Annotated in this window: 13 protein-coding genes; 5 read left to right on the top strand and 8 right to left on the bottom strand. The window is 63.5% G+C overall.

Annotated features, from left to right (window positions below; genetic code table 11):
- Positions 1-58: 58 nt before the first annotated feature.
- Positions 59-1,339, top strand: a complete 1,281-nt coding sequence (locus RQP55_RS03750; RefSeq protein ID WP_315608845.1) for an APC family permease — start codon at positions 59-61, stop codon at positions 1,337-1,339.
- Here the strand turns inward: RQP55_RS03750 and RQP55_RS03745 are convergent.
- On the bottom strand, positions 1,317-2,915 hold the full coding sequence (locus RQP55_RS03745) for an NAD(P)/FAD-dependent oxidoreductase (protein ID WP_315608844.1): 1,599 nt from the start codon (positions 2,913-2,915) through the stop codon (positions 1,317-1,319). The genes RQP55_RS03750 and RQP55_RS03745 overlap by 23 nt on opposite strands.
- A complete protein-coding gene (locus RQP55_RS03740; protein ID WP_410000259.1) occupies positions 2,915-4,093 on the bottom strand; it encodes an aromatic ring-hydroxylating oxygenase subunit alpha in 1,179 nt (392 codons plus the stop codon). The genes RQP55_RS03745 and RQP55_RS03740 overlap by 1 nt, the downstream gene beginning before the upstream one ends.
- 48 nt (positions 4,094-4,141) lie before the next feature.
- Between RQP55_RS03740 and RQP55_RS03735 the strand changes: the two genes are divergently transcribed.
- Positions 4,142-4,777, top strand: a complete 636-nt coding sequence (locus RQP55_RS03735; protein ID WP_410000258.1) for a TetR/AcrR family transcriptional regulator — start codon at positions 4,142-4,144, stop codon at positions 4,775-4,777.
- Here RQP55_RS03735 and RQP55_RS03730 read toward each other — a convergent pair.
- Positions 4,749-6,155, bottom strand: a complete 1,407-nt coding sequence (locus RQP55_RS03730; protein WP_315608842.1) for a M20/M25/M40 family metallo-hydrolase — start codon at positions 6,153-6,155, stop codon at positions 4,749-4,751. The two genes, RQP55_RS03735 and RQP55_RS03730, sit on opposite strands and share 29 nt — an antisense overlap.
- A gap of 151 nt (positions 6,156-6,306) precedes the next feature.
- On the opposite strand from RQP55_RS03730, the gene RQP55_RS03725 reads away from it, so the two are divergent.
- Positions 6,307-7,530, top strand: coding sequence for a glycosyltransferase (locus RQP55_RS03725; protein WP_315608841.1), 1,224 nt, complete (start codon positions 6,307-6,309; stop codon positions 7,528-7,530).
- Positions 7,531-7,645: 115 nt separating this feature from the next.
- Positions 7,646-8,419: a L,D-transpeptidase family protein gene (locus RQP55_RS03720; protein ID WP_315608840.1), complete on the top strand. Its 774-nt coding sequence runs from the start codon at positions 7,646-7,648 to the stop codon at positions 8,417-8,419.
- Positions 8,420-8,422: 3 nt separating this feature from the next.
- On the opposite strand, the gene RQP55_RS03715 is transcribed toward RQP55_RS03720, so the two are convergent.
- A complete protein-coding gene (locus tag RQP55_RS03715; RefSeq protein ID WP_315608839.1) occupies positions 8,423-9,220 on the bottom strand; it encodes an SDR family oxidoreductase in 798 nt (265 codons plus the stop codon).
- 12 nt (positions 9,221-9,232) lie between these two features.
- Positions 9,233-10,015: an SDR family oxidoreductase gene (locus RQP55_RS03710; protein ID WP_315608838.1), complete on the bottom strand. Its 783-nt coding sequence runs from the start codon at positions 10,013-10,015 to the stop codon at positions 9,233-9,235.
- 102 nt (positions 10,016-10,117) lie between these two features.
- On the opposite strand from RQP55_RS03710, the gene RQP55_RS03705 reads away from it, so the two are divergent.
- Positions 10,118-10,771 (top strand): 2-hydroxychromene-2-carboxylate isomerase, encoded by a 654-nt coding sequence (locus RQP55_RS03705; protein WP_315608837.1) that lies wholly within the window; start codon positions 10,118-10,120, stop codon positions 10,769-10,771.
- On the opposite strand, the gene tilS is transcribed toward RQP55_RS03705, so the two are convergent.
- The 3 genes from tilS to RQP55_RS03690 form a co-directional block, all read right to left on the bottom strand.
- Positions 10,768-11,742 (bottom strand): tRNA lysidine(34) synthetase TilS, encoded by a 975-nt coding sequence (gene tilS / locus RQP55_RS03700; protein WP_315608836.1) that lies wholly within the window; start codon positions 11,740-11,742, stop codon positions 10,768-10,770. The genes RQP55_RS03705 and tilS overlap by 4 nt on opposite strands.
- Positions 11,711-12,754 carry a hypothetical protein gene (locus RQP55_RS03695; RefSeq protein ID WP_315608835.1) on the bottom strand — a complete coding sequence of 348 codons (1,044 nt, stop codon included), beginning with the start codon at positions 12,752-12,754 and terminating at the stop codon, positions 11,711-11,713. Before RQP55_RS03695 ends, tilS begins: the two co-directional genes overlap by 32 nt.
- Before the next feature lie 102 nt (positions 12,755-12,856).
- A complete protein-coding gene (locus RQP55_RS03690) occupies positions 12,857-13,792 on the bottom strand; it encodes a helix-turn-helix domain-containing protein (protein WP_315608834.1) in 936 nt (311 codons plus the stop codon).
- Positions 13,793-13,912 lie beyond the last annotated feature (120 nt).

Below are 13,912 nucleotides of genomic sequence, written 5' to 3'. Positions count from 1 at the left end.
AAGAAACATGGTGACGCGGCGCGATCAAGCGATAGTCTGGGCTGGGAAGGGGATAAGCATGAGCCAGGACAATCGTCCGTTCGGAATCTGGACCGCCGCAGCGCTGGTGGTGGGTTCGATGATCGGCGCGGGCATTTTCGTCCTGCCAGGCCAGTTGGCCCCCTTCGGCTGGACCGGCTTCGCCGCCTGGATCGCCGCGGGGCTGGGGGCCATGGCCATTGCTCTGGTGATCGCCGACCTGACCGCCACCATGCCGGAAGAGCCAGGGCTGATCGCCATCTGCGGCCGGGTTATTGGACCACTTGCCGGGGTGCTGCTGGGCTGGTCCTACTGGATCAGCCTCTGGTGCGCGACGGCCGTGGTGGCGACGACTGCAGCGAGTTACCTTGGCGCGCTCTGGCCTGGATTGAGCGAAACGCCGCTGCGAACAGCCTTGGCCGGAAGCTTGATAGTCTTGTCAATCACGGCCTTGAACCTGCGCGGCGCGCGGGCCGCCGGCCAGTTCCAGGTGGCGACCACGGTGCTAAAACTGCTCCCGCTGATCGCGGTCGTGGTCATTCTTGGCGGGCTGGTTTTCGCTGGCGGAGGACAATTCTCGGTTGACCGACATCCGCCGTTTGCCAGTGCGCAGCTGACCCCGGCGTTGACGCTGGCCTTCTTTGCCATCCTCAGCTTCGAAACCGCCAGCATGGTGACCGAGCGGGTCCGCGACCCGGCACGCAATGTGGTCCGCGCAACCCTGATTGGCCTAGCCGCAACGATTGTCCTCTACGTGGTGGTCTGCATGGGGATCATCCTGGCCCTGCCGACTGAAGCGCTAGGGGCCTCATCCGCGCCTGTCGCCTATTTCGTCGAGCGGTTCTGGGGTTTATGGGCAGGTAGCGCGGTGGCCTTGCTGACAGCCGTTTCGGGCATCGGCTATGTCAATTCCGCAGTCTTGCTGCAGGGCGAGCTGCCACTAACCGCCGTGCGCGGTGGCATGTTGCCCGGCTGGATCGCTCCTACTAACCGGCATGACGTGGCCGTTGCCCCGATGACACTGGGCAGTCTGTTCTCGGTGCTGCTGATGATCGGCGGGGCCACCGGGATCGGTGCCAAACTGCTAGACTTCATGCTCCGCCTGACCACTGCCGCCGCGATCTGGATCTACATCGGCGTCGCGGTATCCGCGCTGATGCTGGGGCGCCGCCAGATCATGGCTGCGATCAGCATCGGCTTCTCGCTGTGGGTGCTGTACGGTGCGGGGCTGGAAGCGGGCGGGCTGGGGATCGTCCTGATCCTGCTAGGCTTCCCGCTTTACCTCGCCACGCGCCGCTTCAGCTCCGCAGCAGCTTCCTGATCAGCGGACGGCCGGCCAGGATTGCCTGGGCCGCGTTGTGGCCCGGTGCACCGGTCACCCCGCCGCCGGGATGCGTCCCGGCGCCGCACATGTACAGACCCTTGATCGGCCCGCGATAGTCACCATGCCCCAGCACCGGACGCGCCGCCCACAGCTGGTCGAGCCCCATAGAGCCGTGCATGATGTCGCCGCCGATCAGCCCGAACTTGCGTTCAAGATCCAGCGGCGAGTGAACTTGCGTCGCGATAACGCTTTTCTTGAAGTTGGGCGCGTGGTCATTGACCGTATCGATGATCAGGTCGGCCACCTTGTCGCGATGCTTGTCCCAGTCCACCGCCGGATCGAACTGTTGGCAGAACAGGCTGGCGACATGCTGGCCCGGTGGGGCAAGGCTATCATCAACCGTGCTCGGGATCATTATCTCGACAATCGGCTTCTTCGACCAGCCATGTTGCTGAGCATCGATGAAGGCCTGATCCATGTAATCCATGCCCGGGGCGATGATGATCCCCGCGGTGTGGTGCTCTGCCCGTTCCTTGCCCGGCAGCACTGCGAAGTCTGGCAGCTCTGACAGGGCAACATTCATCCGGAAAGTGCCCGAACAGGTCTTGAAGCCTTTGATGCGGCGCTGGAAGTCCTCATCGAGGTCGCTCTGGTCAACCAGCTGGCGATAGAGCAGCGCCGGACCGGCGTTGGAGGCAACGATCGGTGCCACGATCTCTTCGCCGCTTTCCAGCTTCACGCCCTGGACCTTGCCATTGTTCACCAGCACCTGTGCAACCGGCGCTTCAAGGCTGATCTCAACGCCCTGGTCTTCGCAAGCCTTGGCCATGGCCTGGGTGATCGCCCCCATTCCGCCAACCGAATGGCCCCAAGTGCCCAGCTTGCCGTTCACTTCGCCGAACACATGGTGCAGCAGGACATAGGCCGAGCCCGGGGTCGAAACCCCGGCATAGTTGCCAACCACGGCATCGAAGGCGAAGGCGGTCTGGATATAGTCATGCTCGAACCAGCCATCGAGGAACTGGCGCGCCGACTTCGTAAAGATATCGAGCAGGTCACGCTGGACCGACAGGTCCAGGTTGGCCATCGGCCAACCCTGCTTCGCCGCCGCGATCAGCGATTGCAGCCCGCCCCCAACATTGGGCGGGATCTGCATGCTGAGATCGCGCAGCACGTTGGCCACCTTTTCCAGCGCGGCGTCGTACTTCGGGTAAGCCGCAGCATCCTTCTTGGAGAAGCGCGCGAATTCCGCCTCGGTCCGGCCCGGTCCGCCACCCAGCTTCAGGTAATCGTTTTCAAACGGGAAGAAGTTGCTGATCGTCCGCTCGATCACGCGGTAGCCGTAATCGTGCAGCCGCATGTCAGCGATTACCTGCGGGCGCAGCAGGCTGACCGTGTAACTGGCGGTCGAGTTGCGAAAGCCGGGGTGGAACTCCTCGGTCACCGCTGCGCCGCCAACAACATGGCGCCGCTCCAGAACCCGCACCCGCATACCCGCCTTGGCAAGGTAGAAGGCGCAGGTCAGGCCATTGTGGCCACCACCGATGATCAGGGCGTCATAGGTCTTCGTCATTATTTGCTCCAGCCCGGTGCGGGCGCGAAGGGTTGGCGGGCTTCGGGAATTAGCGTGCGGATCTTACGGGCGAAGCTGCGCAGGCAGACCTCGCTCTTGCCAATTGGACCGGTTCCGTAGGTCTTGCTCTGCATGCCCTGCTGAACGCGGCTGATCAGCCAGGTATCCTCGGCATTGACCACGCGGTTGATCCGCCAGTTGGCATAGCGCGTCAGCTTCATCTCGCGCCGGCTATCAGGCAGGGCATAGGCCACTTCGCGCAGCAGGCATTCGGTGGGCGAAATCGGCAGCCACTGCATGAAATCGATCTGGTCGGCATAGATATCAAAGGCCATGTTCGGCCAGAGCTTGTAATAGAGCCAGCGCCCGTGGGCTTCCTCGGGCAGGTGCTCCACCCGCGGCAGGTGGCTGCGATAGAATCGCTCCCAGAAGTTCTGCTTCTCGTTCTTTACTACATCCCCATAAAGCCGGTCTGCCCAACCATGAGCCTCGATCCGGTAGGTCTTGCCGACCAGCCGGGTCAGGCCATCATGGGCAACCGGTATATGCAGGTTGTCAGAATAGTTATCGCCCACGTTCTTCCAATTGACCTTGCGCGGGCGGAGCCGGACCGGGGCCATCCGCTCCATCTCGGCAAGGCGGTACTGGCTGACCTCAGCCTCGAACGGGGCCATCATTTCGTTCACAGTCGGGAACCCGCCTGGGGCCAGGTTGACGAAGACAAAGCCGTGCCAGGTTTCGGTGACGACCGGAACCAGGCCATTCTCCTCCAGCCTTAGCGCCGGGTATTCGCTTTTCATCGGCACGCCCGAGAGGCGCCCGTCAGTCTCAAAGGTCCAGGCATGATAGGGGCAGACGAGCTTTTTCGCGCAACCCATCGGCCCCTCAACCAGCCGCATCGCCCGGTGCCGGCAGACATTGGTGAAAGCGCGAACCTGGCCGTCATCACCGCGGATCACGATCACACTTTCGCCCAGATAGTCGATCGTCTGGTAATCGCCGGGCTTGGGGATCTCGTTCACGTGGCAAACGATTTGCCACGACGGGCGGATCACCCGCTCCATCTCAAGGTCAAAAAACTCGCGGTCGTGATAGATCCAACCCGGCAAGCTGAAATCGGCATCGGGATCGACTTCGGGCCCGTCGATCTTGGCGACAATCGCTTCCAGCTTACCCACGTGCGACTCCCTCAATGCTTGTTGGACGCTCGTACAACAAGTGCTAGGATGCGGCAAGTGACCACCCCACCCGCCTTTCGCCGGTCTGAACCCGATGCCCGCCGCCTCAGCCTAATCGAGGCCTGCGCCCGCGTGCTGGCGCGTGAAGGAATCGCCGGGGCAAGCGTGCGGACCATTGCGCTGGAAGCAGGGGTCTCGGCCGGGCTAGTCGGGCACTACTTTCCCGGTATCGATGCGCTGATCGCAGCGACCTATTCCCACACCGGTGCCCGTGTTGATGCCGCGCTGGCCGCAGCCATGCAGGCCGCAGGACCGGCCCCCCAGGCCCGCCTGCAAGCTTTCGTCACCGCCAGCTTGGCCCCGCCGATCGCCGACCCGGAATTGCTCGCGACCTGGATCGCCTTCTGGAGTCTGGTGCGCGCCCGCCCTGAAATCGCCGCGCTGCATGACGAGCAATACGGCGGCTTCAGGACCCAGCTTGAGCACCTGCTGGCCGACTGCGGCCTGCCCACCGGCCGGTTGCGTGCGACGGCTATTGCCATCACCGCGCTGGTTGACGGGCTGTGGTTGGAACTGTGCCTCTCGCCACACGAGCTGGCGGCGGAAGAAGCCGCCGCCATTGCCCGCGATGCGCTGGTCCAGCTTACTGCCGAATTTACTTCGACAGGGCCGGCAGCAGGCTGAAGTAATAGATCAGGCCAGGGCGAATATTGCGGAGTTCAACCCGTTCATTCAGTCCGTGCGAGAAATCATCGCTGTCCTTGATGAAGACCGGGCTGATGCCATAGCTCGGCACGCCTTTGGCGCGGTACCACATCGAATCGGTAGCGCCCGAGCTTTGCGCCGGGATCACCGGCACCTTGGGCCAGGACGCGGCCATCGCCTTTTCCACCGCGGCCACATAATCGCCACGCATTGGCGAGGCATCGCTTTCGGTCGCGGTATCGCCGGTCACATCGGTGAACTTCACTTCCGGCACGCCCGCCGCCTTTTGCAGTTCGGCAATGATCTGGGCGCGGGTATGGCCGGGGAAGACGCGGCAGTTGACGTTGGCCGTGGCCCGCTGCGGCAGGGCATTCACGGCATGACCGCCATGAACCATCGTCGGCACGCAGGTCGTGCCAACCTTGCCCACATAGCCGGTGCTGGCGCGCAGAGTTGCGACCGCCGCCTCATCGTTCACGTTCGCGGCAAAAGCGCGCATGGCTGCCGCCAGTTTGGGATCGCTTTCGAACTGGGCGGCCTTTTCGAAATAGGCCTGGGTCAGCGGGTTCTGTTCTGCCTTGAACCGATAAGCGCCGATCTTGGCCAGGGCCTGCGAAAGCTGGGCAATTGCATTTTCAGCGCGAGGGGCAGAACTGTGCCCGCCGGGGTTGGTCACTTCCAGCTGGATGTCGACATAGGTCTTCTCGGCCCCATCCCAGGTCCAGTACAATGGTGTGCCGGTGGCCTCGTCCAGCGCCCCGCCCGAGCCATCGGTGTTGAGCACCATTTCAGCATGGGCAAAGCGATCAGCCAGGATCCGGCCGGTCTTCATCGTCGTTTCCTCGTCGCCCGAGAAGGCGATGACGATCGTGCGCTTTGGCTTGTAGCCGGCCTTGCGCAGTTCCATCAGCCCAACCATTGCCAGCACTTCGGAGAACTTCTGGTCGCTTGCACCGCGGCCATAGAGGTAACCATTCTCCACCACCGGCGTGAAGGGATCGCGGGTCCAGTCTTTGGGGTTGGCTTCAACCACGTCCATGTGACCAGAGATCACCAGCGGCTTGAGCTTGGCATCGCTGCCCTGCCAGGTTGCGACCAGATAAGCCGTATCGTCGATCGGGGTGATCTCGATATCCTTCTCTGCCCAGCCAGCCCCGAGCAGCGCCCGCTTGTAAAGCTGGGCCACCTCGGCAGTCTTGTTGCCCTCACCCTGGACCGAACGAAGCGCGATCGCCTGCTTCGAAAGGTCCAGCACCTTCGCCTCGGCCGCGGCACTCGGTGCCTTGGGCGGAGCAGCCAGCACTGGGACGGAAACGGCGGCGGCAGTGGCAGCAAGCAAGAGGGCGGTGCGACGCATAGGCAAATCTCCTTTGCGCTGTTGCCTAGAGCAACGATCCGGGCTTGGGAACTGCCGACTGGAAGGCTGCGGGAACCAACCGCCTAAGACCTTGGTTATGACCGGCAATGCGGGCAGAGGTGGCGCCCCGAATCGCAAGGGAGGGAAATTCATGCATGCTCCAGCTCCACCGCATTTGGCGGTCGGCCGTCCGCTGCGCGTCATGCTTTTGCTCGCCAACTGGGTAGGAGGCGGGGCTGAACGCGTGGCCGCGCACGTCGTCGCCAGACTCGATCCGGAACGGATCGACGCCCGGCTTGGCTTGCTCCACACCCGCGGACCTTATCTGGATATGGTTGCTGAAGACCGGGTGGTGGTGCCCGCGCAGCCAGACCGCTTTGCGCACTTCGGCCTGCCCAATCGCGAACTGTTTACCGTGGGAACGATCGTCGGCGGCGCAATCCATGCACCCCGTGCATTCCGCAAGATGATCATAGATCACCGCCCGGATGTGGTGATGAGCTTTCTAAAAGGCACCGCAATCCTGACCTACCTGGCGCTGATGGGCTTGGGACCGCGACGTCCGCGCTGGATCGCGCGCGAAGGCAACAACGTGCTTACCCTGGCCGAATACGAATCCCCCAACCCCGCTGCGCGCCGTGCATCTTTGGCGCTAACGCGAAAGGCCTATGCCCGCGCGGACGCGGTTCTGGCCAATTCAAGCGATATGGCCGCCGATCTGATCGGCGATCTGGGGATCGCACCGGATCGCATGCATACGATCAACAACCCGATCGATATCGCACTGATCCAGCAGGCGGCTGGGCAGCAGGTGGCGGGCAAGCCAAACCGGCCCTACATTCTCTCGGCCGGCCGGTTGGAATACCAGAAGGCGCACGAAGTGCTGATCCGGGCGTTCGCCGCCAGCCGGGCCTGGCGCAGCCACGCCCTGGTCATCCTTGGCAAGGGCAGCCTGATCAACGACCTGCACCGGCTGGCCGCACAGCTGGGCATTGGCGAGCATGTCCGCTTCATCGGCTTCGTCGCCAATCCCTATGCCTGGATGGCTCAGGCGGACCTATTTGTTCTGTCGTCGCGCTGGGAAGGCTTCCCGACGGTGGCCGCCGAAGCCCTGGCTTGCGGCACTCCGTTGCTGATGACGGACTGCAAATTCGGTCCGCGCGACGTGATTGAACCGGGGATCAGCGGCGAACTGGTGCCGGTCGATGATGTCGACGCCATGGCCCGCAGCATAGCCGATTTAATCGCCGCGCCCGAACGCCGCGCAGCCTTGCGCGAAGCCGGCCTGGCCCGGGTTCAGCGCTTTGCGATTGAGGCGATGGTAGAGCAATACGCCAAGCTGTTCGAAAAATTCGCGCCGGTTCCGGCACGTTAACCCTTGCCCGCTATCCAGTCCCGCAAAGAAACGCCGCCAGCATTACAGTGGCGCTTGGCGACTTTTTAGCGAGACTGCAGGCTCTCGCAGATTCGGATTTTAGGGCGCATCAGTAATGAAGCTTGGGTTCTTGGCAGCCGCAATCGCCGCGTTCTTGGGGCTGGTCGCCGCCGCCGGTTACTTGCTGATCGAGGCTACGCCATCGCTGGCAACGACAGTGGTGAAACAACCGGATGCATCTTTCGCCGAACCGGCGGGCAATCCCTTGGCCGGCCCGGACTTTGCCCGCGCGGACGCGGCGCCGACGGCTGTCCCCGGCCCGGCCCCCAGCAAAGCACCGGCAATGGCGTCGGAACCGGCAGACATGGTCGATCCAGCGGCCAACCCACCCCAGCCGGTTGCAACTGCGCCCCGCGATGACCAGTTCGTAATCAAGCGGATCCTGCCAATCAACGGCCCTATCCGCTACGGTGAATGGCACTGGGACGAAAGCGGTGCACCCGCCAAAGGGCCGCTGGTGATGACCGTGGACCTTGAGGCGCGGGTCCTCTCCGTCTTTCGCGGCGGGTATGAAATTGGCGCAACGGCAGTCCTGCTGGGCACGCAGGAAAAACCGACCCCGCTGGGGAAATTCCCCGTCATCTGGAAGAAGGTCGATCACTATTCGCGCACCTACGATGGCGCGCCAATGCCATTCACGCACCGGCTTACCAACGATGGCATCTCGATCCACGGAACCAAGGTGGAGAAAGGCTATGCCAGCCACGGCTGCATCGGCGTACCGAATGGTTTCGGCAAGAAGCTGTTCGCCGTCACCAAGCTGGGCGACGTAGTTTATATCACCCGCGGCAAGCGCATCGGCAAAGGAGACTCGCTGGTCGGCAGCTGACCCTCAGGCCAGCCCCGTCCCCAGGCTGCGCGGGGTGGCATCGCCGATCTGGCTGCCACCATCGATGTCCAGGATCGTGCCGGTGATATAGCGCGCCGCATCCGAACAGAGGAATACGGCCCCCTCGGCGATTTCCTCGACCTCGCCCCAGCGCTTCATTGCGATCCGGTCATAATGCTTCTGGCGTGAGCTATCGTCCGGCGCGAGCCGCGCCATGCCTTCGGTATTGGCGATCGGGCCTGGCGAAATGCCGTTAACGCGAACATCCGGCCCCCATTCCAGCGCCAGCACGCGGATCAACTGGTTGATCCCGGCCTTGGCCGCGCAGGCATGGGCCTGCAGCTGGACGGCATTCACTGCTTGGCCCGCCGTGATCGCGATCAGCGATGCGCCGGGCACGTTCAGCAGATCGTGACAACCGCGGAACACGTTGAATGTACCGTTAAGGTCAATATCAACCACGGTCTTGAAGGCATTGGCGCTCATCCCCAGCACCGGGGCCAGGAAATTCCCCGCCGCGCCGGAAATGACGATGTCCATCAGCCCAAATTCGTTGCGAACGTGCTCCATCGCCGCACGGATCGCGCCATAGTCACGCACGTCGGCAGAGAGACCGATCGCGCCATGGCCGATTTCCGCAGCGGCATTGGCGGCCTTTTCCGGGTTGCGGCCGCAGACCGCGACCTTGGCGCCCAGCTCGGCAAAGCGCTTGGCGATACCCAGATTGATGCCCGACGTACCCCCGGCGACAAAGGCAACCTTGCCTTCCAGCAAGCCATCACGGAATGGCGATTGGGTCATGTTGGTCGCTCCTTAACGCGGGGCCATGCGGATCGCGCCGTCAAGGCGGATGCACTGGCCGTTGAAATAGGTGTTGCGCGCCAGTTCCAGCGCCAGGCTGCCGAATTCCTCCGGCTTGCCGAGCCGCTTGGGAAACGGCACCGACGCGGCGAGGCTTTCGAGCACCTGCGGCTTGGCGCCCAACATCAGCGGAGTGGCAAAGATGCCCGGCATGATCGCGTTGACGCGGATGCCCAGATCGGAAAGATCCCGCGCCATCGGCAGGACCAGGCCGTTCACCCCGGCCTTGGCCGAGCCGTAGATCACCTGGCCGATCTGCCCGTCCTGCGCTGCGACCGAAGCGGTCAAGGTGATGCAGCCGCGCTCGCCATCTTCCAGCGGCTCAAGGCCCGCCATGCCTTCGGCCGAGATCGAAGCGATGCGATACGAAGCAACGAGAATACCTTGCACGCCATATTCGTAATCCGCGGTCGAGAGGCGCTTCAGCTTTCCTGCTTCCTTGTCGAAAGCAATCGTCTTGCCGCGGCGGCTGGTCATTGCACAGTGGACCGTGATCCGCTCCTGCCCGTGCGCCGCGCGCGCTTTGGCAAAGCCGACCACGACCGATTCCTCAGACGTAATGTCGACATGGCAGAACAGGCCGCCAATCGCCTGCGCGACTTCCTCACCCTTTTCGCTGTTCACATCGAAAATCGCGACCTTCGCGCCGGCGGCGGCCAGTGCCTCTGCTGTCGCACGGCCCAGGCCCGATGCGCCGCCCGTCACCACTGCCGCAATGCTCGAATCGATCTTCATTTGACTCTCCCTTTAATCGCGCGATTAATGCCGGGAGAGCAAGTGGGCGGCAACCCCCACAGAAAGACCAATTGGCCCACAAAGAGAGCGAATGCAGAAGCCATGACCCACACAGTTGACCTTTTCTGGTCGTTCCGTTCGCCGTATTCCTACATCGTGGTGCCCAAGCTGCTGGAGCTAGAGCGGGATTGGGACGCGAAGGTAAATGTTCGCCCGGTCCTGCCGATCGCGGTGCGTCAGCCGGATTTCTTCGCCCAGGCCGACCCGCTGTGGTTTAGCTATCTTATGCGCGATTGCATCCGTAGCGCCGAATTTGCCGGACTGCCGCTGCGCTGGCCGCGCCCCGATCCGGTGGTGATGGACTATGCGACGCGGACCTATCCCAAGGAGCAGCCCCATATCCACCGGCTGACCCGCCTTGGCGTGCTGGCCGCAGAGCGCGGCATCGGCCTGCCCGTGCTGCGCGCAATCAGCCACCTGATCTGGTCGGGCGAAACCGACAGCTGGCACGAGGGCGATCACCTGGCCAAGGCTTTGGCCGGCATCGGCTGCGATCTTGCCGAGATGGATGCCGTGCAGGCAGCAGAGGCTGCCCGCCTTGACGAGGTAATCAAGCAGAATGAGGCCGATCAACGCCTTGGCGGCCACTATGGCGTGCCGCTGATGGTCTATGCAGGCGAGCCGTTCTTCGGGCAGGACCGCTATGACCAACTGGTCTGGCGGATGCAGCAGCAGGGCTTGTCGGCGCGGGGTTAGCCGCGCCGCGCAGGGGCCTTCGAGAAGCTCCAGCCTTCCGGAAGCGGACGTGCCACAAGATTGCCGATCGAGGCCGGCTGCCGCGCGACCAGGCTATCAAACAGCCGCGCCACGGCGCTGCCGCGCGGGGTATCCCCATCAAGTTCGGTCACGATCCGGGTGAGGATCCGCAGCGCAATCGCCCGCGGTGCCTGCGGGCGATAGACCAGCCCCATCGGCACGCGCGTAACCGCTTCCTGCCATTCCCGCGCAGCCGCCCATTCCAGCGCAGCATCGGCATCTGCGAGGTGCGCAGCGCTGGCAGAGAGGGCGGGCACGTCCAGCCAATCCGCTTCGGCCAGCACCTTGCGAATGCGCGCACGGTCGAACCGATCGTCCGCATTTGAGGGATCGTTGGCAGCAGTGATTCCCAATTCAGCGACCACTTGCCCCAGTTCGCTGCGGCGCCATCCAAGCAGCGGACGAACGAGCGGTAACCGCGTTTGCGGCACCAGGCCGCGCTCGCGCACACCGGCCAGCCCCGCCACGCCGCTGCCCCGGTTAAGCCGAAGCAGCAGCGTCTCTGCCTGATCGTCCGCATGGTGCGCCGTGGCGAGCGCGGAAAGTTCATTGGCTGACATCCACTCAGCCAAGGCCGCATAGCGCGCCGCCCTCGCCTCGGCTTGGACATTGCCTTCGGCCACAGTCACCGACAGCGTAACGTGGGGCACGCCCAGCTGCGCGCAGAGCGCGGCAACCAGTGCGGCTTCGTCAGCAGCGGCTGCACGGAGGCCATGATCGACTGTCGCCGCAGCGATCCGGCCAGGCACCGCTGCATGGGCCAACAAGAGCAGGGCCAGACTGTCCGGCCCGCCCGAAACGGCAAGTCCCAGTGTGCCCTCAGCTGGCAACAGCCGCGTCAGATCCGCTACGAAGCGGCCAGTCAGATCGGCCGGAAGCTCAATCGCAGTTAAGCCCGGCGCGAGTAGCATCATACTGGCTCTTGAGGCGGCCGGCGGCATCGCGCGGGAACTCGTCTACGAACTGGGCCAGAGCGATGCAGGCGCGGCCTGTATCCTTCTGGCGCTTGGTCGCCTCGGCCAGGAACAGCACAGAGTCTGCAGCGCGATCGCGGAACTGCTGGTCCTTGTAGTTTTCGAGGAACCAGCGCTGCGCCTCTTCAGGCTTTCCATCATCCAGCAGCGAACGACCAAGCAGGTTGCGGGCGAACGAACGGCGGGTATGCCGCGGGTACTTTTCAAGGAACAGCTTCAGTTGCTGCTGCGCCTCGGGATAGAACTTCGCTTCCCACAGGCGGAAGCCATAAGAATATTCGTCATCCCCGGCATCGTCGGTCTTGGGCTTTTCGATGGCCTTGATCGCGGCGAGCCGCGCCGCCGAGGGAACGGCTGGCTTGGCAGCTGGCTTGACCGCAGCTGGCTTGGGCGCAGCCGGTTTGGGAGCGGCGATAGCCGTCGGCGTCGAAGTGGCTGCCGCGGGTAGAGGCGCCGAAGCCCCACCGGTCATTGCGGCAAGGTTGCCACTGGTCGTCGCGCCGTTGGTTGCGGTGACAGCACCGGTGGAGGCAGGTGCCGCAGCTTCGGTGGGCACAGCGGCAACCGCGGTCGGCGCAGGCGGGGTCAGAGCAGCAACCTTTGCCTCAAGCTGGGTCAGCTTATTGCCGTTCTCTTCCTGCTGGGCAGTAAGGCGGGCGAGTTGCGCTTCAATCGCATCGACGCGAACCAGCAGGTCAGCTACCGGGGTGCTTGCCGGCGTACCGGCGGCCGCCGCAGTCGGCTGGCCTGGCTGGGCGAGCGGAGCAAAGAACTTGCCATCTCCGCCCGGGAAGACTTGACGCTGCAACGCCCGCACTTCGGCTTCCAGCTTGCGAACCCGGGCTTCCGCATTCGGGTCGGTTGCCGTGCTCTGAGCGATCACTGGCGCTGCCAGAGCCACAGCCAATGCGGCCCAGAGGGGGCGGTGCAGTGCAACAAGGGTCTTCATAAGCCTTTTCCCATTCAAGCGAGCGGCATTTGCGGCAAGCATCCGGCATTTCTACCGGTGTTTTTACCGACATAGCCGCTTCAAATCAGTCCTGTCGAGCGGTTAGCCTTGGCTATCCGCAGTTACAGGCACTGTCTCATTGCCTGGCAACGGGGACGGCGTAGCTGCGGGCAGGGTCACGTTTGGAACAGCACTGTCATCCCCTGGTGGGGCCTTACGCGACCTGTTTGGGCGGCGCGGCGGAGGAGCCGTGGTCGCGGTTGCCTCCGCATTGGCAGCGGCCAAGTCAACCCGGTCAAGTAAGGCCGCGGCCGTAACCGGCACATCCCGCATCAGCTGCTGAGTTGCAGCAAGGGGCGGGACCGGGCGACCGCCAACCGTTATCGCAAGGCCATCGGGCTGGGCTGTGGTCAATACAACCGCGCCAGCCGTATCGGGCACGGTCCAGCTTTCGCCGAACGCCAGCTCCTTTTGCAGCAGCTGCCGGCCACTGCCATCCACAAAACGGACCCAAACCTTGTCCCGCGTCGCGGTGAAGGTGACCGGGCCGTTGACAGGCACCGGGACCGGCACTGGTTGCTTCAGCGTAACGCTGGGGCTGGGGCTGGGGCGGGGGAGGATCGATGGCAAGGTGCCGCCTGACGAATAGAGGCTGGGCCAAGCCAGAAAACTGACAATCAAGACTAGCACCAGGCCAAGCGCCGCAAACCAAGCAACGCGGCGACCAGGCAGCCGGGCGGGATCGCCAGGTTCGAACGCAGGAACGGTACGCCGCGCGTGATCTGGTTCTTGTTGGGCAAGCTCCTCGCGAACAAGCGCGACAATTGCATTGCTGTCGAGGCCGACTGCCTTGGCATAGGTTCTTGCAAAACCGATGGAATAGGCGCGCGATGGCAAGGCGGCATAATTGCCCGCCTCAATCGCTGCGAGCTGGCGTTCGGAGATTCGCGTCACCTGTGCCAAATCGGCCAATGACTTACCGGCCGCGACACGCGCACGCGCCAGTTGCGCCCCTGCACCCTCCAGAGGCAGTTGCACCTCTTGTTCTTCATTATCAATCATTTAGACCCCGGAAGCCATGCCGTTTTTGCGAACTTGCCCCGCAACCCGGAACTTCGCCGATTGCCAACCCAAGTCAACGAAAATTGCATGGCTTGT

It is taken from the genome of Novosphingobium sp. APW14, assembly GCF_032337075.1.
In the GTDB taxonomy this organism is placed as follows: domain Bacteria; phylum Pseudomonadota; class Alphaproteobacteria; order Sphingomonadales; family Sphingomonadaceae; genus Novosphingobium.
Note: the sequence above shows the minus strand (reverse complement) of the source record. Positions and strands in the feature narration are given on the sequence as shown.

Coding starts and splice junctions, on each gene's coding strand:
- RQP55_RS03715 (WP_315608839.1), bottom strand. CDS start 9,220: ATGACCCAATCGCCATTCCGTGATGGCTTGCTGGAAGGCAAGGTTGCC.
- RQP55_RS03705 (WP_315608837.1), top strand. CDS start 10,118: ATGACCCACACAGTTGACCTTTTCTGGTCGTTCCGTTCGCCGTATTCC.
- RQP55_RS03745 (WP_315608844.1), bottom strand. CDS start 2,915: ATGACGAAGACCTATGACGCCCTGATCATCGGTGGTGGCCACAATGGC.
- tilS (WP_315608836.1), bottom strand. CDS start 11,742: ATGCTACTCGCGCCGGGCTTAACTGCGATTGAGCTTCCGGCCGATCTG.
- RQP55_RS03730 (WP_315608842.1), bottom strand. CDS start 6,155: ATGCGTCGCACCGCCCTCTTGCTTGCTGCCACTGCCGCCGCCGTTTCC.
- RQP55_RS03750 (WP_315608845.1), top strand. CDS start 59: ATGAGCCAGGACAATCGTCCGTTCGGAATCTGGACCGCCGCAGCGCTG.
- RQP55_RS03695 (WP_315608835.1), bottom strand. CDS start 12,754: ATGAAGACCCTTGTTGCACTGCACCGCCCCCTCTGGGCCGCATTGGCT.
- RQP55_RS03725 (WP_315608841.1), top strand. CDS start 6,307: ATGCATGCTCCAGCTCCACCGCATTTGGCGGTCGGCCGTCCGCTGCGC.
- RQP55_RS03710 (WP_315608838.1), bottom strand. CDS start 10,015: ATGAAGATCGATTCGAGCATTGCGGCAGTGGTGACGGGCGGCGCATCG.
- RQP55_RS03720 (WP_315608840.1), top strand. CDS start 7,646: ATGAAGCTTGGGTTCTTGGCAGCCGCAATCGCCGCGTTCTTGGGGCTG.
- RQP55_RS03735 (WP_410000258.1), top strand. CDS start 4,142: ATGCGGCAAGTGACCACCCCACCCGCCTTTCGCCGGTCTGAACCCGAT.